Source organism: Acidisoma sp. S159 (assembly GCF_009766125.1).
In the GTDB taxonomy this organism is placed as follows: Bacteria; Pseudomonadota; Alphaproteobacteria; order Acetobacterales; family Acetobacteraceae; genus Acidisoma.
Genome location: NZ_LMUG01000065.1, coordinates 22,672 through 49,199 on the forward strand (window position 1 = coordinate 22,672; position 26,528 = coordinate 49,199).

Consider the following 26,528-nt stretch of genomic DNA (forward strand, 5'->3'; position numbering starts at 1 on the left):
GAGTGCGTGGCCAATCGCCACATGGATATCTTGGGAGCTTGACCCGAGCAGCGGTTGTGCCAACCTCAGTGGCAAGTAGCAGGACGACGGGCAATGCTAGGTATGACAACGCAAATCGAGGATCACAGGGGCGATCACTACTACGACGTGATGAAACGGGTCCACGAGACCATCAACCCGCGCACCTACCTTGAGATTGGCACCCGCACCGGCGGCTCGCTGATCCTGGCAAAGTGCGTTTCAGTCGCGGTCGATCCCAAATTCCATATCACCTCAAATATCATAGGCGCGAAGCCAGCTTGCTTCTTCTACCAAATGCCGAGCGACAGGTTTTTCAAATCGGTCGATATAATACCGATTATTGGTGGTGAGGTCGAATTCGCATTCCTCGACGGCATGCATCTCTTTGAGTTTCTTCTGCGAGACTTCTACAATACGGAGAAACTCTGTGGAAAGCATTCCATCATAGCGCTGCACGATTGCCTACCGCCTGACGTGCGCTATACCAGCCGCTACGAAAGCGACAGTGACATTCGGAAAGACGCCAACCATCCGCATTGGTGGGCAGGGGATGTCTGGAAGGTGCCGGTGATCCTGCGTAGGCTGCGGCCGGATCTACACATCATTGCGGTGGATGCGCCGCCAACGGGCCTCATCCTCATCACAAATCTAGATCCGGCCTCCAGCGTCTTGGAAAACGGCTACCGCGCGATCGTTGATGAGTTCTCTAACCTGAGCTTGGAGACGATGGGATTAGACAAATTATCGGAGGAGCTTGGCGTCATTTCCACAGCCAAACTGAAGACCTTCGAGGATATTGCTCTACATTTATGAGCGTTGGAGAAACGTGTTACGCGCAGGCCGACATCAGATGGTCTCTACGGGCCTGACACAGTTTCCATGAGCTGGACAAGGTCCTTTTCGGCTTGGGGGATACCTTTGGCCGCGGCCTTTTCCAGCCAAAGCCTTGCTTTTGCTAGGTCAGTGGTTCCCGCAAGCCCGCGCGCGAAGTAGCGACCTAGCATGAGTTGCGCATGCGGATGGCCCTTCTCGGCCGCCTTCAGATACCAGGCTTGGGCAGTCACACGATCTGCCTGAATATCATGTCCGCCACCATGCATGGCACCAAGTGCGAACATCGCGCCGACGAGGCCTTGCTCAGCGGCTAACTTGAACAACTCCAGTGCGGCTGGATGGTCACGCTTTCCGCCGCGACCATCGAGGTAAAATTCTGCCAACGCTACTTGAGCTTCAGCGAGCCCATTCTCTGCTGCACGGCTGTACCAGGCACGCGCTTCAACCAGATCAACCGAGATGCCGCGGCCCTGAGCGAGCATAAGGCCGTACCAATATTGCGCCTTAGGCACGGAGTCGGCCGCTTTGCGCAACCAGATGACAGCCTCGTTGTCGTCGCGTTCGCCGCCCACGCCACGGGCTAGGCAAATGCCGAAGTTATAGGCCGCCAAAGGATCACCCTTCCTGGCCCGCGATCCGAACCAATCGCGGACGAGGAGTTTTTCCTCGGGCGCGGCATTGTCATTTATCGCAAGCTTCGCGAATTCGACCTGGGACGCCTGATCGCCGAGCTCGGCGGAGTGGCGGAACCATTCCTTCGCCACCCTCACGTCCTGGGCCACGCCAGAACCTGTGCGGTACAATTGCCCCAACATGCGCGCAGCGCCCGCATGGCCACCTTCGGCGGCGCGTGAGAACCAGATCGCGGCTTCACCATAATTGGGAGGTAGAGGACCGGGTTTGACGTAGAGATCTCCCAACCGTGCCGCGGCATCGGCATCTCCTCCCAAGGCTGCTCGTCGCAGCCAGGATTCGCCGTTTTGCAGATCCTTCTTAACTCCGACTCCTTCCATAAGCGCCAAACCCCAGCTGGCTTGGCCAGCGCGAAGGCCGAGCTCGGCCGCCTGCTTATAGAAGTGAACGCCGCGAAGGAGATCGGGAGCCACACCAATCCCATGATGAAGCATTACGCCAAGCAAATGTATCGCGACGGGCAGGCCCGCATCTGCGGCCTTCGTTATGTGAACGGCGGCCTCACGCAGCCGCGCGTCGCTGCGCTCGCCGCTCATTAGCGCACGGCCATATCCTAGGTGACCTTGAGCACTGCCGCCTTCAGCAGCGCGGCGATACCATTCCTCCGCTGCGGTTTGATCGCGCATCTCTTCAGGACCGAGGGAGAGTACCGTGCCGAGGAGGGCTTGCGCATCGGGCTGTCCCTCCTCCGCCGCCAACTGCGCCCAATATTGCGCCTTGACATAATCGGGCTGCAGTTTGGTACGGGTCGCAAATAGATCGGCGACGGGCGCTTCATCGCCCTGCATCGGGATGGCGCCATGAAGATAAAGGCCAGCGAGTTTGACTTTCGCAGCGAGATGGCCGGCATCGGCGGCAAGCTTGAGCCAGTATGCGGCGTTAGCGTGGTTGACCGGCACGCCCGTGCCGTCAGCATAAGCGCAACCGACGCGATAGCGAGCCTCCTGCTTTCCAGCTTTTGCGCCGCGTGCGAGCATAGTGAAGGCGCGCTGGGGCTTGCCGCGCTTGATTAGGTAATCCGCATATCCAATGCTTCCCCCTCTCAAGAATGGCCCGGCCAGCCTGTCGACAAGGTTAATCATCGCGCAATGCTCTTGATCAGGGCTCTGCTCGCAAATCCTTGCCCGTTACGTTCCGTAGCAGCTCTAGCTGCCGGGGTAAGCACTCGGCCAGGCTATATTGGGCCAATACCGTTTCTCGAGCTCGCTTTCGGATATTTCCCAGAATCTCGCGATAGGTCAGAACATGATCGACCTGCCGGGTCAGCGCGTCTGAATCAAAAAAATCCACCATGAAACCGTTGCGACCATCCTCGATGAATTCTTCCACGGGGGGTGTGCGCGATCCGACAACGATGCACCCCGCTGACAGAGCCTCTACACAGGACCAGGAAAGGATGAAGGGCACAGTGAGATAGATGTGCACTGATGAGATTTGCAAGATAGCTTTGAAGGACTGGTAAGGGACGCGCCCCAAGAAATGCACACGACTCAGATCCAGGCTGATCGTTTCGAGCATGGTTTGCTTCCAAGTCTTTCCCTCCGGTGCGGCAGGGCTATAGGAAACCTCATCACCCCCGACCACGAGGACCTGCGCGGATGGTCGGCGATAAAGGATTTCCGGCAGGGCTTTCATAAACGTAGGAAAGCCGCGATAGGGCTCGAGATTCCTGGAGACGTAGGTGATGACCTCATCCGCGGCCGTCAAGCGACGACCATCTTGAAGTGTAAAATGAGCCGAAGCATCCGGACTCATCATCTGGGTGTCGATGCCGTCGAAGATGACAGATAGTTTTCCGAGAAATTCGGCTGGATGGAGATCCCTCTGCCATTGCGTAGGCGTGATGGCGCGATCGCAGCTTTGCAAGGCCTGCAGTAAGTGCGAGTTCCGCACACGGATGCGGCAAATTCGATCGATGTCGAGGGGCGCGGCCTCCCCGAACCCAGCATCCGCACCGTGCGCGGAATAGTAGAACTCCGCGTAGTTCACCAATTTCGCTGTGGGGAAGACATCTTTTATAAAAAGGGAATCACCCCATCCCGAATGAGCCACCACCAGATCAGGGGCAAAGCCGCGCTTTTGGAGCGTCAATCCGACGCGAACCACCTGCTGGCCGTGCAGGACGGCATTCTCGTAGCGCTGAAGATAAGGATGGGTCGTGGGGTGTACCTCGCGTGGCGGCTTGTAGGTGACGCGTTCCACGCCCGCTACTTCAACATCTGATCGCTTTGTCACGAAGACGACGCGGTTCGCTGGATTGCGCGCCAAGGCCGGCGCCAAGTGTTTGAACTGCCCGGGCATGTTCGGATGGAGGAACAGGATATTCAAGACGAGCACCTATGGCGGCACGTTAGGCTCGCCGTGCGCTTGCCGAGCCGAGAGGAGATGGGGTGCATCCGACACGGCGGAGGTGTGGCTGGCACCGCGAATGAATAGAGGCTTCACCCCTATCAAGGGTGAAGCCTCTATTAGAGATCTTCTAAACTGGGCTATCCGCGCCTTAACGGCAACTTACTGGCAGACGAGAATTAGAGGCGGCCGAAGCCGCCCCAAAAACGCCTCAGCTGACCAGCGGCGTTGTTCCGTGCGTGAAGTCCGAAGTCCCCAGGGCGACGCTGGAGTCCTTAAGGGCAATGAACGTATTGGCAGTGCCGCCCACCGGGGGGCTACCAGCGGTCTGAGTAACCCAACCAACCAACTCATTGCCACTGCCGTCAGGAGCATAGGCGACCTGCCCAACTCCAAGAGACGCCGACTGCAGGGCAGCCACGCTGGAGGAGGCCAGGACCGAGGTCACCGTCTCGCCGACGTCGATGGAATCCGACCCCTGCGTGAAGTCGGTGATCGTCGCATGTGCCGTCGTCGTTCCACCGTAGGTGAGAGCCGGCACTGCGCCACTTGCGGCAGTCGCACCAAACGCGAAGACGTTATCACCGCCCGCTCCGGTCAATTGGGCCCGACCGAAGCCATTGTCGAAGAGAATGTCGTTGCCGACGCCCCCATTGACGATATCCGCACCGCCATTGGTGAGGATGACGTCGTCACCGCCATTGCCAAAGATGCTGTCGCTGCCTTGGCCTCCGACGAGACTGTCTGCCCCATCTGCGGTGTCAGTAGTGCCGCTACCACCGAAGATCGTCAGGCCCTGCAGTGACCCACCGGCATCGATGCTGTCGCCGCCGCTCGATCCGATAATCTGTGCGCCCGAAACGGTGTCGGCGGCGACCGAGTCGTCGAAGTTGCCGCTGATGGTGTCGTTGCCGGCACCCCCATTGATGGAGTCGGCACCACCGCCGCCAGCGATGATGTCGTCGCCGCCATTGCCATAGATCGTATCCGCACCGACACCACCGGTAATGGTGTCAGCTCCGTCCGAGCTGTCGGTAATGCCGCTTCCACCGAAGATCGTTACGCCTTGCGATCCCGAGGAGGTAATGCTGTCATTGCCTGTAGCCCCAGCAATGATTGCGGTCGAAGAGAGGGCGCCGGCAACCGGAGTGTCGAAGTTACCCGAGATTATGTCGTTACCGAGGCCGCCATTGATAGAGTCGGCGCCGCCGCCGCCGGCGATGATGTCGTTACCGGCATTGCCATAGATGGTATCGGCGCCGGTGCCGCCGGTGAGAGTGTCGTTGCCGTCTGTGCTATCAGAGATGCCACTCCCGCCAAAGATCGTGATACCATCCGTCGAAGTCGAACCGGCGCCGGTTAGCGTGATACCGCCAACAACGGCGCTCGAGGGACCTGCGCTGATAATATCGTTGCCCGAAGCGCCATAGAGAACGGCGCCCGTTGTGAAGGAGGCCGTGAGCAAACCGGGGGTATTAAGATCGTCGGGGCCAGTGATAACATCGTCGCCAGCGCCTCCATTGATGGAATCGGCACCCGCCCCGCCAGCAATGAAGTCGTCGCCGCCATTGCCATAAATCGTATCGGCGAAATTGCTTCCGGCGATGGAGTCGGCAACATCGATGGTATCAGTTAGTCCAGTTCCACCATAAATGAGCTGCCCGGCGGTCGCGGTAGAGGCATTGATACCATTGGCGCCGTCACCACCAAAGCTGGTGCCGCCAGTGCCGGTTTGGTTTATTGTATCAGCCGGTGTTCCGACCGGCGGAACAAAATACCCAACCGATAAGTTCCCGTTCAGCGGGGCTCCGCCTACGGCGGTTGAACTACCGAGGTCGACCGTGCCCAGAGTGGACGTCAAGGTCCCATCAGCTTGCAGGGTATCCGGGGTGACGTTGTTCAACGTCAGCGTCGTACCGTCTGCTGCGGTAAATACGAGCGAGCCAGTTGCGAGGCCGGGTGCCGGCGTGAAAGTGGCGCCGGTCAAGACGTGGTTGGCAATACTGACAGTATCGGTTGCGGGATCAAATCCGCTGCCCGCAACTAAAACAACATCTTGGGTGCCATCGAAGACAAATGTAGCCATGGGGCAAATTCCTATGCAGACGGGTTAGTGGATTGAGCGGCTATTGGGTGAGTGGGTTTGAACTGCAGGCACGGGCCACAACGGCATGGGAGGATGCCGCTCAAAGTAGCCCCCGAGGAACTCCCGAGCGCTATGCCTACTTCTACATGGTCGACCTAACTTCCTCCCAGCCCATTATAGTTAGCTTAATCCAGTCAAGAAAACGGTGCTAGATCAAAAAAGGAAGGTTCGGCGATGAATACCTACGAAGGCAGATATAAAAAGATGCCTCGCAAGGCATTGAAATTGCAAGGCAGCAAAATCCCCTTGAGGAGGCAAGGCGTCAAACTCCAAATTTGGAGCTTTGGCAATATCTTAGTTGGCGTAAATAAAATAGTCAGAGGCGCCTGATAAGGTCTGCTTTCATCAAATATTCTATCTTTCGATTGCCGAACTTATCGTCAAAGCGGGCAATTAATGTCAAAGAACCTTAATAGAACCCAATTGAATATTCAATTTAGTCGTGGAAATTTCTTTGACGTGCAATCATTTCATGATTAATGCTTATAACAATGCCCTTGGGGACTTACGCTAGATCGGCGAGCCCAATCGAGTTCTTAGCTAACTCTCAACGTCAGCAAAGAGCTTTAACCTCAGCAAACTGCTCAAGACCCTAGGCTTTCATGGGCTTGGTCCCGGCCGTGCGATCTCTTTGGGCTCTATCCGGTGCCTCGCTGATCAGCCTGCCGGGGCTCGCCCGAGATTTTTGGGTCGGACAGGCCGATCTATTCCGGGAGCCAGCTAAAAGCGCCGTCTGCAAGCCTATACCAACCGGGACGTCACTCTCAACCTCGCGAAAGCTTGTCTATGCTGGCCAAAACAAGGCCTTAGGTTCGCCGCCCTGGCAGGTTGAGGCAAGCCTTCCGCTCACAGAGCCAAGTCGTAACGCTCCATCTTACGATACAGTGTGCTGCGCGAGATGCGGAGTGCGCGGGCCGCCTCAGCAAGGTTGCCGTGACAATGGCGCACCGCCTGGGCGATGGCAGCGCGCTCCGCCTGTTCCAAGCTGGCGCCCGGGGCGCTTTCCGGCACCGCCGCCGCTACAGGCTCGGGCCGCGTTGGACCTGCTTCAAGTAGGGCCGCCGCCTCTTCCTCGGTCACGGTCTCCCGCTCAGACATGAGCAGCAGACTTTCGACCATATTACGCAGCTCGCGCACATTGCCGGGCCAGGCATAGCTGCGCAGCATGGCCATCACAGGTTCGCCGAAGATCCGCGGCGGCACCTCGTGGCGCAAGGCAAGTTGGCGGTTAAAATGATCGACCAGCAACGCGACATCGCCCTCCCGCTCGCGCAGCGGCGGCGGCTGTAGGCGAGTCACGCTCAGCCGGTGATAGAGGTCACGGCGGAAGCGACCGGCATTCACCTCATCGAGCAGGCAGCGATTGGTCATCGCCACCAGCCGTACATCGACTTGCCGAGGCTGGCCGCTGCCAAGGCGGTAGATCACACCTTCCTCCAGCACGCGCAGCAGGAAGGATTGTAGGTCAAGCGGCATTTCACCGATTTCATCAAGGCAGAGGGTGCCCCCATTGGCCTGCTCAAAGCGTCCCAGCGCGCCGCCTGCATTGGCGCCGGTAAAGGCGCCGCGGACATGGCCAAAAAGCTCGCTGGCCAGCAGGTCCTTCACTACGGCGCCACAGTTGAACACCACGAAGGGGCGGCCTTCGGCAGGGTCGCTATGGACGGCGCGGGCGAAAAGTTCCTTTCCGACGCCGGTTTCGCCTTCGATGAGCACGGGCACCCGCTTGCCGGCGAGCTGCCGCACTCGGGCCATAGCGCGCTGCATGCTGGTACTAAGGCCAATGATGTGGGTGAAGGCTTCCGTCTTGGAGTGGGGTTCCGGCTCCCTTGCGAGGCTGTTGCGGGCTAGGCTGGATTGCGACAAGCCAGGAATCACCAGAAGCGCGCCGATGGTACGACCATCGATACGGATCACGTTGAACCAGTCGGCGCGCAGCGGCTCCGGCAGCAGTGCCGCCCAATCCTCCACAGGGGTGCGGTTGTCTAGCCCTGGCAGGCGATGGCCGAGCGCCCCCATCGGCGGGACCCGCCCGCTGCGATGCACGAGGCGGCCGGCGCGATCGATCGCCACCAGACCCGCCACATCGGTAGCCGAGGTGCGCTCCAGACAGGCCTCCAGCAGGCGCATACGCTCCTGGCTAGCGCGTTCGTTAAGCACCATCTCGATCTGCCGGGCGACCGCGACCGCGAGGCTCAGATTATTGCGCTGGTAGGTCGTGGAGGGGCCGGAGATATCGACCACGCCGAGCACTTGGCCGGTGCCGAATTCGAAGATCGGGGCGGCGGCGCAGGTCCAGGCCTTGATGCCTTCGCAGAAATGCTCGGAGGCATGGACCTGGGCGGGGCGGCCGGTCGCGAGCGCGGTGCCGATGCCATTGGTGCCGACGGTATCCTCCCGCCAGTCGCCACCCTGCATGAGGTGGATGTCCTGCCCGTCATCGAGCGTCTGATGGTCGCCGACCGCATCGAGCACGATGCCCTCGGCATTGGTCAGCAGCATGAGCGAGCGGGAGCCGCCGAAGAGTTCCGCCGTATTGGCGAAGACGTCCGAGGCGGCGCCGAGCAGGTCGGCATGGCGATGGCGGAGATGGGCCATGGCATCGCCACGGGCGGCGAGGGGGGCCGCGCGGCCGCGCGGATTGATGCCGAGCTGCTGGCTGCGCAGCCAGGAGGCGACGACGAAATTGCCTTCCGGCGCGAGAGCGAGCGGATCCCCGGTAAGAAAGCGCTCCCAGGCGCGCATAGTAGTGCTGGCCGCGCTGCGCTGCTGGATGTTGAAGGGCCAACCGCCAGGCGCGTTCAGGCCCTGTTCGCTCAGGATGGAGGCATCGGCGCGCGTTTCCGGCGGCCGCGCCGGGGGTCCGGCCGCGCCCATACGCCGCATCTCAGGCATCCACCTTCTCAGGTGCTAGGCCCGGCATGGCCTCTTCCTTCCCTATCAACCGCCCTTGGAGTGGCAGAAACCGCACGCGGCCGGGCCCCTGAACGGCGCCTCTTTGCTGAATAGAGAATAGCGCCGACCGGGGGTGTTCTCCTAGGCTGAAACTTGGGTAAAGCCGACGGGCCGGTGCAGGCTCGGGAAATGCGCGAGCCGCGCATTTCTAAACGGTCTCATAGCCACGTCGATGACGACCCTGTCCGGATCAAATTGAAATCGCTGTCCGACATCATTGGAATCCGCAAGTTTTCAGGGGCCGCCCAGTATCGCGGCGCGGATAGATACGATGCCTCCCTTACGCCCCTTCGGAAAGCGTACGCGCACTGCGGCCAGCACCCTCGGACCGTGACAACGTGCGCTCGACAAGGGCGTCGATCAAGCGACGGTCATCTCGGAGAGCCGGCCGAGCGCAGCCTGATTTCGTCGGCGATTGCTCTTGGCGGCGGCAGAGTCGGAAAGCTCAGTTCGTGGATTGGGTCTGGACCGCGGAATGGGTCAGCCAAGAGCCCTTTCCCATGGATTCCGATCAATTCCAAAATAACGTGGCATTTAGTATTACTTGGTGGCATAAAAATCGCGGAGGTTCCCATGCAGAATGTCGAGCGCTTGAGCATCACCCTGCCGACCGAGATGGCGCGACTAATCCGCACCAAGGTTGAGCAAGGCGGCTACGCCTCAAACAGTGAAGTGATTCGCGAGGCTATGCGCGCTTGGCAGGAGCAGGAACTGCGACGGGTTGAACACTATGAGGCTATCCGCGCCAAAATTGCGGAGGCGGATGCAGACCCCCGTCCCTCCTTCACCGAGGAGGAAGCGGAACGCCATTTTGAGGCCCGGTTAAAAAAATCAATAATGGCGCGCGGAGAGCATGACTAGGCTTGTCTATCGATCCGCCGCCCTTGCTGACCTTGATGCGATTTACGACGTTATCGAGCCGGACAGCCCCGCCGGGCCCTGAGCTTCGTGGACGCAATTCGGTCGCGTTGTCGGACGCATGACGACGAGCTCTTCCATAGACTTCGTCCATTAATCCATTAACCAACGCCTCCATTGCGCAGGATGGTTTCGTAATTTTGCCCACCATAAAATACGCGAGTGATTTGGACAGTATCGGCTTCCACACAGCAGGCGACAATGAACCGGCCACGTATGGGATAAACCCGGATGCCGATCCCTAGATCGTCGCGAGCTGGGCCGAGGTGGATGTGATCGGCTCGAAGCGAAGCTCGAAAATGACGAGGTGTCATTTGATGGCGCGGTCAACAAAACCGGCAGTCCCGCCGACAACAATCGCCGCAGCACGCTATTGGGCAGCAGCAAGCTAGACAGAAGGTCAGGGCGCTGCCCTGAACCCACTGGGGTCTGGAGGCCCCAGGCCCGCGTTCCTCTTACGCTCTGCCCAAACGCTCTGCGCCGCCACCTAGCGCTGGGCCGGCCGTGGGATCGACGCCGTCCGGGAGCTGGGCGACCAGGGTCTGCGTCGTCAGGATGAGGCCGGCGACCGAGGCCGCGTTGCGCACCGCCGTGATACTCACCTTCACCGGATCGAGCACACCCGCCTCCAGCAGTGCCACGATCTCGCCGCTGCGGGCATCGAAGCCGAAGCCGCGCGGTGCCTGGGATACCCGCGCCAGAACCTCGGCGGCATTGCCGCCGCAATTGGTCACGATGCAAGCGAGCGGCTGGCCCAAAGCCCCTTGCAGCAAACTCGCCCCCAGCCGCTTGCCGCCGGTGAGTGTTTCCATCATCGGCCCAAGCTCCGGCGCAATCTGCAGAAGCGCCGTGCCGCCGCCCGCCACTACGCCATCCTGTACCGCCGCCCTGGTCGCGTTGATGGCATCCTCGATCATCTGCACGCGACGCTTCTGCTCGACCGGAGTGGCCCCGCCCGCCAGGATGATGGCCGAGCCGCCCGACAGCTTCGCCAGCCGCTCCTGCAGCTTGTCGCGCTCGATATTCTGCGGCGCCGCGTCATATTGCCGGGCGACCTGCACCCGCCGCGCGGCGATCGTGGCAGGGTCGCCTGCGCCAGCGCTGATGATGGTGTGATTGGCCGAAATCCGCACCTGCCGCGCACTGCCGAGATCCCGCCGCGTGACATCGGAAAGCTTGCCGCCCAGCTCGCGGGCGATCACCCGGCCGCCGGTTACGATGGCGATATCCTCGAGCATCGCCTTGCGCCAATGGCCGTATTCCGGTGGATGGATTGCCGCGACTGGAGACTGCCCACGGTCGCGTCTGCCGAGTAGATGCACGACGCAACTCGGTGCCACTTCCTCTGCCAGGATGAGTAGTGGCCGGCCGCTGCCCTCGATTAGCGCTTCGATGGCGGCGGCATCCTCCGGCCCGGTGAGCTTGAGATCGGTCATCAGGATGAGCGGCTCCTCGAGCACCACCTGCATGCGCTCGATATCGGTCACCATGTGATGTGAGAGATAGCCGCGGTCGAAGGACATGCCGTCGACCACCTCGAGCAGCGTCTCGACTGTGCTGCCGAATTCGACGGTTACCAGTCCCTCGGCGCCGACCCGTTCAACGGCTTCCGCGACCATGGCGCCGAGAGCCGGGTCGTTGGCGGCGATGGTGGCGACGGCCAGGGTCTCCTCCGGCCCGCTAAGCGGCCGGGCGCTGCGATGGAGGGCGGCAAGCGCCTCGACCACAGCGAGTTCGAGTCCGGCCACAAGATCGACCGGGTTGGCTCCCTGTGCCAAATAGTCGAGCCCCTGCTGCACCATGGCATCGGCCAGCACCGTGGCGGTCGTTGTGCCGTCACCGGCGATGTCGTTGGTCTGTTTGGAAACCTCGCGCAACACCTGAGCGCCCATATTTTCAAAGGGACAGGGCAGTTCGATTTCCTGTGCGATGCTGACGCCGTCTCGCGAGATCATTGGCGTGCCGATAGGCCGGTCGATGATCGCATTCATGCCTTTGGGCCCTAGCGTGCCACGCACCGCGCGGGCGAGCTTGCCCACCCCACGGCCGAGGGCGCGGCGAGCCTCATCATCATGTAGCATCATCTTGGCCATAGCTTCGTTCCCTCGTCTCTCGTCCCGTAGCGACGTCCGCGGCTTGTGTCGCAAGCCTGCGGCCAGCCTTTAAGTCGGCACCGGCCCTCACCCTCGATCGGCCACCTATCAGTATACTGATGGATACTTATGGATGGTTGGGCGAGGGTGAGGGCCGGCGGGCTTGTGGCGCAGCCACCACTTATAAACTCTGCCGTTTCTCCGATGGCAGGGCGCGGATGAAGTCGTGCAAGGTTGGTTCCCTGGTCGCGTCTTCTTCCTCGTTAAAGCGCGCCGCGAGGAGGCCGCGGCAGAGCGCGCCGTTGAATTCGACATTCACGGCAACGCGGCGCAGCGCTCGCAGATGCGGACGGAAGCGTTCGACCGAGACGGCGAGCCCCGCCTCATCGACGAAAGCCGCATCCCCCTCCTCCGCCGATCCCACGACCCAGCGGCGTTCTAGGTAGCGCGCGACCAGACCACATCCTTCCTCATCCGACACCAAAGCGCGCAGCCCGGCGATGGAAAGCGGCGCCAGCACCTCTGGCTCATGTCCGGCGGCAAGCAGGAAATCGCCCAATGCCACCTGGCGGCGTTGGAAGGCCTTCACAAGAAAGATCTGTCGCACCTGCTCGAGATCGCCGTTCGCCTCTTCGCCAAAGGCGGTCTGAAAGGAGAGTTTCTCGACCATGCCGCGATTGATCGTCTCGGCGTACATATGTTCGCCGAGTGTCACGCTGACACTGGTGACCCAGGGCAGCGCCGCTGCCGCCAACCGCATGTCCTCCGCCATGAGGAAAGCGAAATTGGCGGCGCACCAATAGGTCGGCAGGCGGAATCCGATGCGCACCGCACCGCCCGCCGCGACCTCGACATCGGTGACAAAGCCGAGTTCCGTCACCGATTCGTCAAGTTCCGGATCACTGACAGTGGCGAGCCGGGCCAGCACCTCGCTGACCCGGTCCGGCGCGGCATGAAGCTGCGCGCTCACTCAGCCGCGACGCGCTGGCTGGAGCGCAGCGCGGCCTTCTTGGCCTCGATGTCGATATCGTAGATCCGCGCGGCATTGAGCCCCAGGATCTTCTTCTTGGCGCCCAGAGTCAGTTCGACCTTAGTTTCCTTCCGCACGTCGTCCGGCAGTTCGAAAGCCATGAACTGATCGACCAACCATTTCGGCGTCCAGATGCCGTAATCACTTCCGAAGAGCAGTCGGTCCTCGCCGAGCCAGAAGAGCAGCTCAGAAATGATATGGGCGAAATAGCCCGGCCGGCTGTGGATGAAGGGCAATGCCACGGCCAAGCCGCCATAGACATTGGGCTCCTGCACCGCGATCCAGCAGAAATCATCGAGGCGCGGCAAGCCGCAATGCTCAACGATGAAGTTAAGATTAGGGAAGCTCGTGGCAGCGTCATCGATATCCGCAACATCGAAGGCATCGCGGTTGAGCGGTAGGATAGTCGGGCCTTTGTGGACATGGATGTTCTTGACGCCAAGTTTCTCGGCGCGTTCGAGATAGCGCTTGGCGTGATCATCCGAGAGCTTGTAGCCCTTGCTGTCACCCTTCCATTCGGCGGTATAGAGCTTCACGCCTTTGAGCTTATATTTCTCGCAATCCGCCTCGAGCTGCTCGAGACCGGCTTCGCCATCACGGGGATCGAAGGCACCGTTAACGATGAAGCGCTCCGGATAGCGCGTGCCAAGGCTGGCATTCTGTTCCAGCGTATTGAAGCCGTTGGTATAGAACTCCTTCAAGTAGGTTGGCTGGAAGATCGCCATGTCGTCATAGCCCTTGACGAACAGGTCTTCGTACATCGTCTCAGCGCCGTATTTCTCGAACTTCTCACGCGGCCACACTTCTTCCTTGGGGCTCAGCGCCGTGTGGTAGCCATAGAAGCAGTTTATAAACTCGGCGCCATGCACATTGCGCTGATTGGCGGGGCTCGCGTCCCAGAGATGGACATGGCCATCGATGATGAAGATCTCTTCGCCGTCTTTCGTGGTGTACATTTTCTTGTCTCCCGTAATGCGTGGCGTGTTTTTGGTTCAGAGACAAAACTCCACACCGGCCCTCACGCCTACACGGCCATCCGTCAGGAATGCTGACGTGGTGGCCGGGCAGGAATGAGGGCCGGTGCAGAGCCTCACCGATGACCCCTTAGGCTTTGCACCAAGGCCCTCTCAGATATACTCCATCATATCGTTCATATCGCCAAACAGAACGACGGTATTGTCGTCGACCATCACCATGCGGCCGTAATGGGTCGAGGTGGAAATCTCGAAGGTCGGCGGGGTCATCTCGCGGCCGAGCCGTTCGCTGATCTCGTCCATCTTGAATTCCATCCGGCCCTCGCCGTCGATGCGGATCATCGCCGGCATATAGGTCACCGTCACGCCAGGCTTCTCGCTCATGACCTCAGCGATGACGCGGGCTTCCACGCTGTCGTTCATCGTCACTCCGCATTGGACGGAGACCGTGTCCTCAAAACGCACGTCTTTCATGGACTTAAAGATATTGTCGGTATGCGACATCGGTATGGTTCCTGCTTCTGTGGGCGGGCGTGGTGGAATTAGGCCTCAAGAACGTGGCGGACGTCGATATCCGTTTCAGCAGCGATGGCGCGGACCCGGTTCTTGGCCAACTCAAAGGCCTCGGTGAAATGCGCGACCTTCACCCGCGGCTGGGACCAGACCGGCTGTAGGTTATGTGCGGCCTCGAGGGCGAGGCTGCCATGCTTCTCGACCCAGCTCTTGAACAGCATGCGGTTATGATTGCCATGTGCCTCATCGAGCACGAGCATGCGGAAGAGTTCGACAGCATTAGCAAGGTTGCGCTCGTAATCACCCTCGGCGGCCGAAACCACGGCGGGTGTGATGAAGTCATTCTGCGACGCCGCTGCCTGCATCACGAAGCCGCTGCGGAAAAGTTCGCCGACGAGCGGCTCGAAGACGAAATTGACCGCGAAATACTGTTCGAGGAAATCGGTCGCACCGCCGATGGTCTCGATCGCCCGCCGCGTGCCCTGCCAGATCGGATCCTCGAGCCAGTGCGCCTTGCCCGCATTTTCGTCGAAGCCGCCAATATCCAGACCAATTTCACTGAGATAGAGTGTAAGATCTTGGGCAAAACGAATCTTGTAGGAAGAGTTGGTCAGGATTGCGTTATTGATCATCTGCGTATAGCCGTAGCGCTGCGCCTGCATGGTCGACGTGCCGAGGCCGAATTCAGCATGCTTATAGGCGCCAAGATGATCCTGCAGAATCTTCACCCAAGCCGGGTCGAAACGCTTCGGCGCACCTGAACGGCGGCCATTCTCGACCACGTTCTGGATCATGCCGCAGATGGTGGACTGACGCTGGTAATGCGTGCGCTCCCATTCCTGGTCGACGCTGCGGTACTTGTGCCAGTCGCTGCTTTTGGCTTCGGTCCAATTTTCGGAATAGGTCGGCGTGCCGTCGGCAAAAGAGATGATCCAGTCCTGCAACAGATAACGCTTGGGATCGGGCTGAACATCGACGGTCATGTCTTCGTAATGCGTCGCGCGCCTGCCCTTAGGATCGAAGTAGTTGTATTTGCGGCTGTCGGAGCCGGCAAATTTCGCGGCACCCGCGGCGCCGGACTTCACGGGACCGGTCGGCTGTTGCACTGCACTCATGACTGCGATTCTCCCTTAAGGTTTAGTTCTTAGTCTTTGCTTCTAGTCATCCGCAGACTGAAAAGTCATCTCGTCGCTGTGGTGAACTTGTCGAAATAGATGTGCTCGGGCTCGACCCCGGCCATCTGCAGTACTGGCAACACGGCATCAATCATCGGCGGCGGGCCGCAGGAATAGGCGTCGATCTCGCCCTCCAGCCCTTCCTCACGCAGCACGCGGGCGACAACGTCATGGACGAAGCCGGTCTCGCCGGTCCAGTCATCGCCGGGTTCGGCGTGGGACAAGGCCGGGATGAAACGAAAATCAGGGAGTTGCGCGCCGAAAGCAGCAAATTCCTCGATATGGAAGAGATCCGCCTTGGTGCGCGCGCCATAGAAGAAGCGCACTGGGCGATGAGAGCCGCGCTGCAGGTGATCCTGCAGGATCGACCAAAGTGGCGACATGCCCGATCCACCACCAACCAGCACCAGAGGGCCTGGACGTCCCTCGCGATGAAAGCAAGTGCCGTACGGCCCTTTGACCATCAGGGTGTCGCCGGATTTTAGGCCGCTATCCGCTTGCGGATCGAGTCGAGAAGAGAAGGCACCGTTGGGATACATCTTGATAATGAATTGCATCGTGGTGCCGCCGCCGGCCTCGTGATCGGCCGGCGCATTCGCCATTGAGAACGCGCGGGTGATACCGCTGCCGGGGATGGTGATATCGACATATTGGCCGGCCCAGAAACGCATGGGCGAGGAGAGCTCCAGCGTCAGCATCCGGATATCGCGGGTGAGCGAAATGATCGAGACGAGATGCGCGGGCACCTCCTTCACCGCGATCGAGCGGCTGAGCAGATCTTCATCGTAGTTGAGCAGCTCGACCGTGATGTCGCTAAACGCGAGAGTGCGGCAGAGCAAGATATGATCTGTGTCACGCTCCGATTCCGGCAGCGCGAAGGTGGAGTATTTTAGCAGTTCGATATCACCTTCGACGAGCTTGGACTTGCAGCTAGCGCATTGGCCCTCTTTACAGCCATGCATGACGGAGATGCCCTGGCGAAAGGCGGCGTCGAGCACTGTTTCGCCTTCTTGGACATCCATCTCGATCCCCATAGGTTCGAATCGGACGGTATGGATAGCGGCGTCACTCATGGCGGCCCCTAAATCGGGATGCGGTATTGGGTGGGTGGTCGCGGGGTCCGGCTCGGGCCGGACCCCTTCACGCAAGGCTAGACTAGTTGATCGGATTGATCTTGAAGCCCTTGCGATATTCGGCGAGGTGGGTTTCCCGCGCCTCAGGCGTCATCGCGCGGATAGTCCGGAGCGGACTGCCGAGCGTATGGCCGCGCACGTGGTCGAGCGTCCACATCTCCTTGTCGTCGAAACGCAGATGCGGCTGCGGAACTAAGGTTTTTCCGTCGTCGCGCACGAAGCCGAGATCGGTAATGGCGTCGGCGAGATCCCAGCCGTGGTAGCAATCCTCCCATTCACGCCGGCCGCTGAAGCGGCCCATCGCGGGTGTGGGACGGCCCTCATACTCCGCTGCGAAGGCGGTCTTGTGAGTCCAATGGCAAAGTTCCGAACAATACGTATAGATCTTGCCATCGACCTCGTCGCAGACGATTTCCTCGCGGATGAGGCAAGGCACCATGCAGCTCCAGCAGCGATGCGGATAGATATAACCCGTCTCGGTGTTGAAGGTCATGATGGTCTCACCGGGCTTGCTGAGCTTGGCGTACCACTTCCAGTAATCGCCGAACTCGGCATACCAGCCGGGATATTTATGCTCGAACCACTCGAAGTCCTTATCCGTCTGGGCCTCGATGCGCCAGAAGTTCAGTGGCCAGCCAACCGAGAAGAACTGTGCGGTCTTGTGGACATAGTTCTTCTTGACCATACGGTCCCAGGCAGCGCTGACGTCATCATGATGGATCTTGATGCCGTATTTCTCGAGCGGCAGCATATAGGTCCGGTAGTAGTCCTCGTAGATCCAGCGGTGCCATAGTTCGGCATAGCTCTCCTTGTTCTTGTCGCGATCCGTGGTCGCGTATTCGATCAGCACGCCGATCGCGGCATCGACGATCGCATGGTTCTGCCAGAAGGCATAACGCAGATCGCGCTCGATGAGCTGATGGTTGTCGGGATCATTGATGAGGGACATCAGCATCGAATGACCGTTGCCGATATGGCGGCTCTCATCGGATTGCACCGAGAGGAAGACGGTCGGCAGTGCATAGTCGCCATTGCGGGCGGCTTCGGACGGCATCGCCACGAATAGCGTATTTGTAAACGCGGTCTCGGCTACCACGGTCAGGTAGATATTTGCCGAGGTGATCGCGTCACCAGTGACGAAGCCCTCGGCGAATTGCCGTCCAATCGTGGTCGCGTAGCAGCGGCCGAAAGCGGCTTCCGTGATATCGAACCCGGCTGGGTCGATATAGTTTTCCATATACCACTTCTTCAGATTCATCTGAATCGTCGAGTGACGAAACTCGTCGACCATCTGCATCGTGAAGCCGGTGCGAAGTTCCTCACCCGGGGCCAGGCGCGCGACCATCGCCATCGAACGGGCGGCGGAAATTTCAGGGAAGGGAATGATCGCCAGGAACAGCTTCATCCACTCGACCCAGCGCGGCTCGACATTGCGGAACATGTCGCCGCGCAGCGCGGCATCGAGTGCGCCGTAGACGCGGTTGTCCTTTTCTTCCTGCATCGGGAAGTAGGAGCGCAGGACCTGCTTCATCGGGTCCCGGGGGGCCTTCTTGATCTTGTAGTCGGTCGGGAAGGTCATCGCTTCCTGAACGTAGCTCGGCGTCCAGCCAAGGTCGGCGACCCGCTTGGCGGCTTCGCCGATGCTTATTCCTTTCTGGGCTGTGATCTTGGTTAATGAAATCCCATCAGGCATTTCGGATCCTCCTTCGATCAACGCGGTTTCTTGCGGCTCATGGCCGGCGGTCTTGTGCAGCGCAACAACTCGAGGCCGCTAGCCTAGGCATCAATTTAGTAGCAAAAGTCGTGCCAAGTCCAAACTCATTGTGTTCCTAGAGAGGGGGATGTCGTTAGTTCGCGTGAACTTGCGATTACTGCATTGCAGCATGTCCCATTTCGCTGCGAAGTGTCCCAAAGGCTGTCTCGTAATGAGACATTACTTTAGGCAATCGTCACCAGCCCTCACCCTACCCGGTACTCCATCAGCATCCTGTCGAGGGCGACCGGTGGGTTGAGGCTGTCCCAAACTGCGACAGGACATGTATCGCGAAACACGTCCCCTCACTCCTTCTTGCTTTCTGGACGGCCGATGGGTTTGCCATCGGCGATGAAGCGGGCCGCAAGAACTAGTGTGCCCATGGTGAAATCCTTGCCGTGGGCGTCGATCATCTCCTGGGCGAGAACGCCGAGCCGCTTGAAGAAGGCGTCCTTGGAGGTTTCCTCTTCCGTCATTGCGGCATCTCCTGGGTCTTTGGCCGGAATAACGCATCGGGCAGCGGCAGTACGCCGAGGTCACCGCCATCGGTGCCGATGGCGAGGCGACCGCCATCCGCTGACCAAGCGAGAACACTGACGGCCCCCCCACCCTCGCCACGCACATGCAGGGCGTCCCGACCGGCGGGTTCCGTTAGCATGACTGCGCCATTGCCGGTGCCGGCGGCGATCATGGCGCGGCTCGGATGCCAGGCCACCACGGCGATCGGCACTCGCGCGGTGATGCCACAGGGGGTCGGGGGCCCGCCTGGAGTGTTGAGGTCCCAGCACAACACCCGCGCGCCGCCGGACGCCGCGAGGTAGCGGCCATCGGGCGAAAAGGCCAGCGACCGCACCGCCGCGCCGTCGCCATCAAGCGTCATGGCGGCCGGACTATCGCCCCTATCGAGGCGCCACAACCGCGCGGCGCCGTTTTCCAGCCCACAGGCCAAATGCGTCCCATCAGACATCCACGCCAAGGCGCAGGGTCTGGCGGAGGTTTCGAGCCGACACCTGTCCTCGGCCGACCACAGCGTCACCCCTGCCTCATCGGCCACGGCAAGGCGCTTTCCGGCCGGATCGAAGAGCAGGGCCACCACACGGGCCGGCACATCGAAGCCGGGAGCATCGGAAATCTCGACGCGATTGCCGAGCGCCGTCGCAGGCCGCCCGCCCGCGGCAATCGCGAAGTGCTCGGCCTTTGCAGCCGGAGGCTCGGCGGTCGTTTGATTCAAGTCGGTGCCGACACGCGCCAATATCCCACTGCCACCGCCGCAAAGAAAACCATGGCCTTGGGAAGCCCGCAGCGTCAGGCAGCCATCCGGCCGGGCCGCCTCTCGCGCCAAAGGCGGCGGCGGCTCGCCCGGTCGCAATTCAAGCCCGCCGGCCGGACGCGCCGCCAGGACTGGACCGCCCTCCCATTCCGCCCGCGCCAACACGACCGAACCGTCTCGCAAAGCAAAGCCGGCGAGGTCGGCATCCCAATCGGCGGCCACCACGGGGACCCCAAGCGACCAGCCGCCGCCCAGCACATCGAGCAAGGGCTGCGGACGCATCAGGGGATTAACACCGCGCGGCCCTTGATGCGGCCGTTATGCAGATCATGCAGCGCCTGATTGGCGTCGCTGAGCCGGTATTCGCGTGTCGCGAGATGCACTAGCCCGCGATCCGCTAGCGCCATCAGCTCGACAAGTTCTGGGTAAGTGCCAACGAGATTGCCGACGATGGTCTTCTCGGAGGTGATCATATCGAGCGTCGGCATCTCAATCCGGCCGCCATAACCGACGATGTAGTAGAAACCGCCATTGGCGGTCATAGCGAGACCCTTGGCGACCGCCTCACCCTCGCCTACGAAATCGATCACCGCCTCGGCGCCTCGGCCGCCGGTCAGCGCCATGACGCCATCGACCTCATCGCCATCCGCGCGGATCTGGTGATGCGCGCCACATTCCTTAGCGAGCGCTAGGCCGGTATCAGAACGATCTACTGCGATGATCTCGGCGGCACAAAGCGCGGCTAGCACCTGAATGCCGATATGACCGAGCCCGCCTGCGCCGATCACAACGACGTATTGCCCCGGCAACAGATGGCGGGAGGCCTTCTTGGCAGCGCGATAGGCGGTGAGGCCAGCATCCGTGTAGGGTGCAACGTCCTTCGGCGCGAGCGCTTTAGGTAGCTTGATCAGTGAGCGCTCGCCGGTGAGGAGATAGTCCGCATATCCGCCGTTGGCGTTGATTCCGGGAAAAGAGCTGTCGGTCGCATGCATGTCGTCACCGCGGCGGCAGGCGAGGCAATGGCCACTGGTGACCAGCGGATGGCAGATTACCGCATCGCCGGGTTTGAAAGTATCAACTGCGGAGCCGACATCCTCGACCCAGCCAGCATTTTCATGGCCCATAATATAAGGTAGTACGACATCGACTTTGCCGCGCCAAATGCCTTCGACGACATGCAAATCGGTTCTACATACTCCGGCACCGCCGATGCGGACTATGACATCGGTCGGTTTTTCAATTTTAGGATCCGGGACATCCTCATAATGCACGAAGGTGTCAGACGAGAGAGTCTCGTCATAGGCATGCAGCACGGCTGCCTTCATGGCGCAGTCCCTCCCCGTTATCTCGCCTCTTTGGGCATTAGGTTCATTGCATGGGGCGTGCCAAAGGGTAGGCCAGCGACTAGAGCCTCAAATCTGCGTTCGGTTTAGCGGAAGGATTTCAAGACGTTGGTTCGAGGAATTAAGTCTTGGCGGATTGACACAAAAGCCACCTTGCGCCTGCCGCAAATGACAACTGTATCACTACGGAACATTCTTGTGCGGTCGACTGTTCCACAAAGGAACACCACCGGAGCGGTTTGACTTTATGGTCCAAGAACTCAATAGGTCCGACATACCTGAGTATCGACAAGGGACGCGGGACCAATGGCTATCGCAGCCGTATTAGCCCCATTTTAGCCAAGACAGATACTGCTATTAGAACAGAATCAATGTCGATCTTCATAAGGTCGGCAAGCTCCTGAACGACAAGCTCCTCTTCTTCCAGGGAGGAGATTAAATTCTCGACAAAAGCGGCAGGCGGAAGCACGAGATCTGCATAGCTAAACAGCGGCTGACGGGCCATTGCCAAATAGACTGTTTTACTTGCTCCCGGTTCGAGATTCACCCGCGTGGAAGCTCGAATTAGGGCTGTTGGATAATGGGCAAAGCTGCGAAATGGATTCATACGGGCAGACGATGCTTTTGGCGCTTGTGCAATTCGCATGGATTGCAGAGAATCCTGTCTTGCTCCAAGCCGGAGTCGCCCGAGATCAGTCCAAAGCTCCTGATATTTCCTATAAATGACCTGCCAATCGAACAGCTCCAGGACGCGCCGATGTCCTGCCTGACCCATTTGTCTACGAAGGCTTACGTTTGTCACCAGTTCACTTAAGCGCTCGACGAGAACTTGCATGTCCATCGAAACGGTATGGGAAGCGAGCCCACAATAGTAGTCATAGCTCCCTGTTCCCGCCTCATAGCGCTGCGCAAGAATGTCACCTAATGCGGTCTGCGGCATCCATGTCGGAATGCGGAAACCATCTACACCATCGCGAATGGTGTCTTTATATCCATTCCAGTCAGAGACCACTGCAGGCAATCCTGCCGCCATAGCTTCAATAGGCGTCAGTCCAAACGACTCTTGGATATTGTCTGAAAGTGATATAAATAGATCCGCTGCGCTCCAGCTCCTCCAGAGTTCGAGAGGCTTCCGTCCGTCAGAAAAAAGTACCCGAACATCCGGACAAGCGGAAAGCGAAAGCTCTCTGAATCCACGCTCGACAGATTCATTCGGAAACCAACCACACTGAATAAGAACGATCTTCTTCCCGCTCCTTCGCGCAGCCGCTTGTAAGCCAGCGCACATTGCATGGGGATGTGCTTTAGCGTGCGAACTCAATCTCCCAACAAATAATGCTACGACCTGATCTTCCGGGAGGCGGAGTTCCGATCGCGCAGAGGCACGCTCCTGCGGCGTAATGACGTAGTCAGCACTGTGCACACCCAACGGAATAACGGGAAACTCCGGAAGCGTTGCTGAGAACGATGCGCCGAAACGCCATTTCAAATATGCTATCTCTGCGTCGATCAGTCCTTTGACTGATTCAGCCACCGCAGACGACGTGCTGATGAGAGCATCCCACGGCATCACAGGAGCTGTGAGCAGACCGGTTATAGCGTCCGTGGCCGCATGCGCCACTGTTCCATGAATGATACCGCACAGACTATATGCCGCGGGGTGAGCCCTTAGACGCAATCTTGCAGCGGCCTCCAAGCGTGGATCGGGTAGATAAAGGGTGCCTATTTGACTCAGGAGATCGGGGCGATCTGGGCGTAACCACTGGGTCTTTGCAACAGAATCATATTCACGAACAAGCTCATTGAAGCTTTGAGCTGAAGCTTGACTCGGCGTGTATGCCGACATTGTCGCCCCCTGACGATTGGCGATGGCTGCACGAAGAAATCCGTGCCCCGCCACCTGGCGGCCCATCAGCTTGGGACCGGAGGCTAGATATCCATCGGGTTCGAACAGTATCGCGGGCGTCGCGATGGGGTTCACTCTTTTTCTCCAGTTTTGCTGCCTCGCGACCGGCGTAATGCGTTCAGCCTGGGCTCGACCCAAGCACAGCTAGGTCATCGATCACAGACCACCTGGCTTGAAGCAGGCTCCCGCCGAAGTCCGATAGCTGGCAAAGACACGCATGTGCAGACCTCCGATCCTTTGATAGGCTGATCCCGAAGTACGCCGCGGGAGACGGCTGGCGATAAGGGGAAACGGATGCTGATTTCGGCCGAGGACCGGCTTGCCCGCGCCCGGACGGTGCTGGAACGACGCCACATGACGCCCGCCGACCTACTCGCGCCGGAAATCTCGGCGAGTTGGACCCGCTGCCTCGATCTTGGCCTCGACCCGGAAAGGCCGCCGCCGCTGCGTAGTATTGCCGAGCCGGCATTGCGCCGCGCTCGCGCGACCGTCGGCGCTATGCGGCCTCTGGTGCTCGCCGAAATGGAGAACCTCCACCAGCAAATCGCCGGCAGCAATTTCATCATCGCCTTTGCCCTGCCGGACGGGCTGCTGCTCGATACTATGGCGGATCCGAGCTTCGATGCGACGGCTCGCAGCAGCAGCATCCGGCCCGGCAGCTTCTGGTCCGAAGCCGGCTGCGGCACTAACGCCTTAGGCAGCGTCGCTGCGACCCGCCGGCCGCTTACGATCCATGGGGGCGAGCACTTCTTCAGCCGCTATGGCCGCCTGACCTGCACAGCCGCCCCGGTCTTCGCGCCTGATGGTTCGCTTGCGGGGGTACTCGACGCCTCCTCCGACTGCCAGTCTCGGCAGCAGCATACACGGGCGCTGGTGGCAATGGCGGCGACGCAGATCGAGAATGGGTTGTTCCGCGAAAACCACCGCGGCGATATCGTCATGGCTTTCCACAACCGCGCGGAATATTTGCATACCCTGAGTGCAGGTCTCATGGCTTTTGATCCATCGGGATTGATCCTAGGGGCCAATCCGCAGGCTCGGCTGTTCCTGCATGGTCTGCCCGCGGCACCTGGGCGCCGCTTCGACGGCGTATTCCGCACAGGGTTCGAGGCCTTCCTCGATGCCGGGCGGCGGGATACGAGACTCGCCTTGCAGGATCGCGTAGGTAGCACTTTCAGTGCGAGCATCGAGAACCTGCAGCCTCTTCTCGGCCGCTTGCCACGCCACGGCGCAGTCGCCGCGGAGCCACGCAGAACACTCGTGGCAAAGCCACTTGAGGCATTCGTAGCGGCGGATCCCGTAGTGGCGACGGCTATGCGGCAGGTCGAGGCGGCGGCGGAGCGGCGGCTGCCGATCCTCATCCGTGGTGAGACCGGTACCGGCAAAGAGCAACTCGCCCGCCACGCCCATACGTCGAGTGGCCGCACCGGCCGCTTCGTACCGGTCAATTGCGCCGCGCTGCCCGATAGCCTGGTGGAGGCTGAGCTCTTCGGCCACGCTGAGGGCGCCTTCACCGGCGCCCGGCGCGGCGGGGCGGCCGGGCTTGTGGCCCAGGCGCATGGCGGCACACTGTTCCTCGACGAGATCGGCGATATGCCGGTCGGCTTGCAGGCGGTGCTGCTAAGATTGCTCGATGACTGGGTTGTGCGGCCGATTGGCGGCGGCGCGGCCCGTGAAGTTGACGTACTGCTGGTCGCTGCGACCAATCTCGACCTGCGGGAAGCGGTCGCTAACAGCCGATTTCGCGCTGACCTCTATTACCGGCTCGACACCATCGAAGCGCTATTGCCACCTTTGCGAGAACGGACGGATTTCGCAGCGATTGTGCGCCATCTGTTGGCGGCGCTCGGCGCCTCGGCTGAGATCGAGCCTGAAGCGGCGGCACGGTTGGCCGCATATGCTTGGCCGGGCAATATCCGCGAGCTGCGCAATGCGCTGACTCGGCTGACGTTGATCGATTTTGGACGCCCGGTCACGCTTACCGATGTCGAGCGCCTACTGGGGGCGCCTGCGGCGGCTTCAGACAGGTTGCGCGATCAGATGACGGCGCGCATTCTGGCCGCGCATCGCGAGACCGGTGGCAATCTCAGCGCCACCGCTAGACGTCTAGGTGTCTCCCGCAACACCGTCTATCGGGCCCTAAGGCATTGAAGCTGAAGGAAATGGAATCATGGACTGCCGGCCCGGCGGTGGAGGGCAGTCTCCTCCACCCAAAGTAAGCGCCCAGAGCTGGGGAATCTTGCGAGGTCACTGCGAGGTGACTAGCTTTTTCACGGGAGAGCTGGACGGCTTCAGGACCACTCCTTCCTCCAGCACATCAATCCTCGCGCCTGGATAGACTGCTGAAGCGAGCTGGAGGCTTTGAATGAACCGGGGCTTGAAGTGAAACAACTCGCGGTAGGAGCTCCCGAACTGCTTCTTCAAGGCTGACCAAGTCACCAGTCGATCGTTACGTAGGACGTGAAGGCGGTAGGTCAGCCAGATATAGCAATCCAGGGCCGCTGGATTGTTATTCAAGGCTCTGATGGCAGCCTCTTCCAATGGCACGGGATGCTTCAGAAGTTGCTCGTAAAAACCCTCCGATAGCTTGGCTGTTTCCAGAGATAGCTGTCCTTGCGCCCCCCTCTCCCCGCCCTGAATAAATAATGCTTTATCAACGATGGTTTGATTAACGAGAGCAGACGATGATCCTGTTCCCTGGATGTGAAATGTAAGTCGGCAGCGGCTGATGCGCTCGGCCTGATCTCTTACGAGTCGGCCGGTCGTGCCACCGTAGGAAACTCCAATTCTGGATAGCCAGTTCCGAAGGGATGTACCTAATTCAACTTCGCGACGCCCAGTGCGGAGTGCTTCTGTTTGGAGATAAAGGAGAATCAGGCGAGCATGAGCGCCGTACGGCACGCCCACGTGCTCCATAGGACCATCGATTTCGTTGGTCGCAAGCCTGAGGCCGGGCTCGACGACGAGACGTACCCGATCGGTCGCGACTTCCCAACGGGCCTCGGGGGGCAGCTTCTTGAGAGGCAATGCGCATTGAGCCCATCCGCTATAGGCGAATCCGAGGCCATTCTCCTCATCGGACATGTAGGCGGCTGCAGCCTCGACCACTTCTCGAGCATGTCCGGCTTCAAGAGCTCCCCGTTTACCCTGATTCTCAAGAATGTCGTGTACCGTCCCCATTTGCTTAGCTTGACCTATTGGCGTCGAGTAGTCTCTGGGGAATCCTGAGAGGATGCTATTAGGAAGCTATTTGTAGAATCTACTAATAGTATGCTCGCTAGATTCCCCGGGATAATTAAGGCTGGCGCGGGGGCGTCTGAACGATCCGCCACGCTAAATTCCCCACTAAGCTCGCTAGATTCCCCACCTGGCTGTGGAAAAGGGACAGGGTGAGCTGGCTTCCTTTCACCTTATCTCCTCGG

Annotated in this window: 20 protein-coding genes; 4 read left to right on the forward strand and 16 right to left on the reverse strand. The window is 60.0% G+C overall.

Translation table 11 applies throughout. The annotated features are described in order from the left end of the window. Positions 1–102 precede the first annotated feature (102 nt). Positions 103–834, forward strand: a complete 732-nt coding sequence (locus GSQ92_RS22395) for a class I SAM-dependent methyltransferase (RefSeq protein ID WP_159014036.1) — start codon at positions 103–105, stop codon at positions 832–834. Positions 835–878: 44 nt separating this feature from the next. On the opposite strand, the gene GSQ92_RS22400 is transcribed toward GSQ92_RS22395, so the two are convergent. From GSQ92_RS22400 to GSQ92_RS22410, 3 genes are all read right to left on the reverse strand, one after another. Next, positions 879–2,630, reverse strand: coding sequence for a tetratricopeptide repeat protein (locus GSQ92_RS22400; RefSeq protein WP_159014037.1), 1,752 nt, complete (start codon positions 2,628–2,630; stop codon positions 879–881). A 16-nt stretch (positions 2,631–2,646) separates the two neighbouring features. After that, positions 2,647–3,876 (reverse strand): glycosyltransferase family 4 protein, encoded by a 1,230-nt coding sequence (locus GSQ92_RS22405; RefSeq protein ID WP_159014038.1) that lies wholly within the window; start codon positions 3,874–3,876, stop codon positions 2,647–2,649. Positions 3,877–4,108: 232 nt separating this feature from the next. Beyond that, positions 4,109–5,983 carry a calcium-binding protein gene (locus GSQ92_RS22410; RefSeq protein ID WP_159014039.1) on the reverse strand — a complete coding sequence of 625 codons (1,875 nt, stop codon included), beginning with the start codon at positions 5,981–5,983 and terminating at the stop codon, positions 4,109–4,111. 234 nt (positions 5,984–6,217) lie between these two features. Here GSQ92_RS22410 and GSQ92_RS22415 point away from each other — a divergent pair, with 234 nt between their 5' ends. After that, positions 6,218–6,373, forward strand: a complete 156-nt coding sequence (locus tag GSQ92_RS22415; RefSeq protein ID WP_159014040.1) for a hypothetical protein — start codon at positions 6,218–6,220, stop codon at positions 6,371–6,373. Positions 6,374–6,889: 516 nt separating this feature from the next. Here GSQ92_RS22415 and GSQ92_RS22420 read toward each other — a convergent pair. After that, complete coding sequence (locus GSQ92_RS22420; RefSeq protein WP_216856913.1) at positions 6,890–8,938, reverse strand: sigma-54-dependent Fis family transcriptional regulator; 2,049 nt, start codon at positions 8,936–8,938, stop codon at positions 6,890–6,892. 633 nt (positions 8,939–9,571) lie between these two features. Here GSQ92_RS22420 and GSQ92_RS22425 point away from each other — a divergent pair. Beyond that, positions 9,572–9,859, forward strand: a complete 288-nt coding sequence (locus GSQ92_RS22425) for a type II toxin-antitoxin system ParD family antitoxin (protein ID WP_159014041.1) — start codon at positions 9,572–9,574, stop codon at positions 9,857–9,859. Between the two features lie 512 nt (positions 9,860–10,371). Here the strand turns inward: GSQ92_RS22425 and GSQ92_RS22430 are convergent. The 11 genes from GSQ92_RS22430 to GSQ92_RS22475 form a co-directional block, all read right to left on the reverse strand. Continuing rightward, positions 10,372–12,009 carry a molecular chaperone GroEL gene (locus GSQ92_RS22430; RefSeq protein ID WP_159014042.1) on the reverse strand — a complete coding sequence of 546 codons (1,638 nt, stop codon included), beginning with the start codon at positions 12,007–12,009 and terminating at the stop codon, positions 10,372–10,374. A gap of 181 nt (positions 12,010–12,190) precedes the next feature. Next, positions 12,191–12,979, reverse strand: coding sequence for a metal-sulfur cluster assembly factor (locus GSQ92_RS22435; protein WP_159014043.1), 789 nt, complete (start codon positions 12,977–12,979; stop codon positions 12,191–12,193). After that, positions 12,976–13,995, reverse strand: a complete 1,020-nt coding sequence (locus GSQ92_RS22440; RefSeq protein ID WP_159014044.1) for an amidohydrolase family protein — start codon at positions 13,993–13,995, stop codon at positions 12,976–12,978. Before GSQ92_RS22440 ends, GSQ92_RS22435 begins: the two co-directional genes overlap by 4 nt. Positions 13,996–14,166: 171 nt before the next feature. Then, positions 14,167–14,517: an MmoB/DmpM family protein gene (locus GSQ92_RS22445; protein ID WP_159014045.1), complete on the reverse strand. Its 351-nt coding sequence runs from the start codon at positions 14,515–14,517 to the stop codon at positions 14,167–14,169. A gap of 38 nt (positions 14,518–14,555) precedes the next feature. Continuing rightward, entirely contained in the window at positions 14,556–15,641 is a 1,086-nt protein-coding gene (locus GSQ92_RS22450) for an aromatic/alkene monooxygenase hydroxylase subunit beta (protein WP_159014046.1), read from the reverse strand. Positions 15,642–15,706: 65 nt separating this feature from the next. Then, entirely contained in the window at positions 15,707–16,774 is a 1,068-nt protein-coding gene (locus GSQ92_RS22455) for an NADH:ubiquinone reductase (Na(+)-transporting) subunit F (protein WP_216856914.1), read from the reverse strand. Positions 16,775–16,856: 82 nt separating this feature from the next. Beyond that, complete coding sequence (locus GSQ92_RS22460) at positions 16,857–18,527, reverse strand: aromatic/alkene/methane monooxygenase hydroxylase/oxygenase subunit alpha (RefSeq protein WP_159014047.1); 1,671 nt, start codon at positions 18,525–18,527, stop codon at positions 16,857–16,859. 365 nt (positions 18,528–18,892) lie between these two features. Next, positions 18,893–19,063, reverse strand: coding sequence for a hypothetical protein (locus GSQ92_RS29870; protein ID WP_174246738.1), 171 nt, complete (start codon positions 19,061–19,063; stop codon positions 18,893–18,895). Beyond that, on the reverse strand, positions 19,060–20,139 hold the full coding sequence (locus tag GSQ92_RS22465) for a WD40 repeat domain-containing protein (RefSeq protein WP_159014048.1): 1,080 nt from the start codon (positions 20,137–20,139) through the stop codon (positions 19,060–19,062). The genes GSQ92_RS29870 and GSQ92_RS22465 overlap by 4 nt, the downstream gene beginning before the upstream one ends. After that, positions 20,139–21,182, reverse strand: coding sequence for an NAD(P)-dependent alcohol dehydrogenase (locus GSQ92_RS22470; protein ID WP_159014049.1), 1,044 nt, complete (start codon positions 21,180–21,182; stop codon positions 20,139–20,141). The genes GSQ92_RS22465 and GSQ92_RS22470 overlap by 1 nt, the downstream gene beginning before the upstream one ends. A 328-nt stretch (positions 21,183–21,510) precedes the next feature. Then, on the reverse strand, positions 21,511–23,181 hold the full coding sequence (locus GSQ92_RS22475; protein WP_159014050.1) for a glycosyltransferase family 4 protein: 1,671 nt from the start codon (positions 23,179–23,181) through the stop codon (positions 21,511–21,513). A gap of 219 nt (positions 23,182–23,400) precedes the next feature. On the opposite strand from GSQ92_RS22475, the gene GSQ92_RS22480 reads away from it, so the two are divergent. After that, entirely contained in the window at positions 23,401–25,257 is a 1,857-nt protein-coding gene (locus GSQ92_RS22480) for a sigma-54-dependent Fis family transcriptional regulator (RefSeq protein WP_159014051.1), read from the forward strand. 96 nt (positions 25,258–25,353) lie between these two features. On the opposite strand, the gene GSQ92_RS22485 is transcribed toward GSQ92_RS22480, so the two are convergent. Continuing rightward, positions 25,354–26,286, reverse strand: a complete 933-nt coding sequence (locus GSQ92_RS22485; RefSeq protein WP_159014052.1) for a replication protein RepA — start codon at positions 26,284–26,286, stop codon at positions 25,354–25,356. Positions 26,287–26,528 lie beyond the last annotated feature (242 nt).

Coding starts and splice junctions, on each gene's coding strand:
- GSQ92_RS22440 (WP_159014044.1), bottom strand. CDS start 13,995: ATGTACACCACGAAAGACGGCGAAGAGATCTTCATCATCGATGGCCAT.
- GSQ92_RS22400 (WP_159014037.1), bottom strand. CDS start 2,630: ATGATTAACCTTGTCGACAGGCTGGCCGGGCCATTCTTGAGAGGGGGA.
- GSQ92_RS22395 (WP_159014036.1), top strand. CDS start 103: ATGACAACGCAAATCGAGGATCACAGGGGCGATCACTACTACGACGTG.
- GSQ92_RS22470 (WP_159014049.1), bottom strand. CDS start 21,182: ATGAAGGCAGCCGTGCTGCATGCCTATGACGAGACTCTCTCGTCTGAC.
- GSQ92_RS22430 (WP_159014042.1), bottom strand. CDS start 12,009: ATGGCCAAGATGATGCTACATGATGATGAGGCTCGCCGCGCCCTCGGC.
- GSQ92_RS22455 (WP_216856914.1), bottom strand. CDS start 16,774: ATGAGTGACGCCGCTATCCATACCGTCCGATTCGAACCTATGGGGATC.
- GSQ92_RS22415 (WP_159014040.1), top strand. CDS start 6,218: ATGAATACCTACGAAGGCAGATATAAAAAGATGCCTCGCAAGGCATTG.
- GSQ92_RS22425 (WP_159014041.1), top strand. CDS start 9,572: ATGCAGAATGTCGAGCGCTTGAGCATCACCCTGCCGACCGAGATGGCG.
- GSQ92_RS22410 (WP_159014039.1), bottom strand. CDS start 5,983: ATGGCTACATTTGTCTTCGATGGCACCCAAGATGTTGTTTTAGTTGCG.
- GSQ92_RS22480 (WP_159014051.1), top strand. CDS start 23,401: ATGCTGATTTCGGCCGAGGACCGGCTTGCCCGCGCCCGGACGGTGCTG.
- GSQ92_RS29870 (WP_174246738.1), bottom strand. CDS start 19,063: ATGACGGAAGAGGAAACCTCCAAGGACGCCTTCTTCAAGCGGCTCGGC.
- GSQ92_RS22460 (WP_159014047.1), bottom strand. CDS start 18,527: ATGCCTGATGGGATTTCATTAACCAAGATCACAGCCCAGAAAGGAATA.
- GSQ92_RS22485 (WP_159014052.1), bottom strand. CDS start 26,286: ATGGGGACGGTACACGACATTCTTGAGAATCAGGGTAAACGGGGAGCT.
- GSQ92_RS22465 (WP_159014048.1), bottom strand. CDS start 20,139: ATGCGTCCGCAGCCCTTGCTCGATGTGCTGGGCGGCGGCTGGTCGCTT.
- GSQ92_RS22450 (WP_159014046.1), bottom strand. CDS start 15,641: ATGAGTGCAGTGCAACAGCCGACCGGTCCCGTGAAGTCCGGCGCCGCG.
- GSQ92_RS22420 (WP_216856913.1), bottom strand. CDS start 8,938: ATGCCTGAGATGCGGCGTATGGGCGCGGCCGGACCCCCGGCGCGGCCG.
- GSQ92_RS22445 (WP_159014045.1), bottom strand. CDS start 14,517: ATGTCGCATACCGACAATATCTTTAAGTCCATGAAAGACGTGCGTTTT.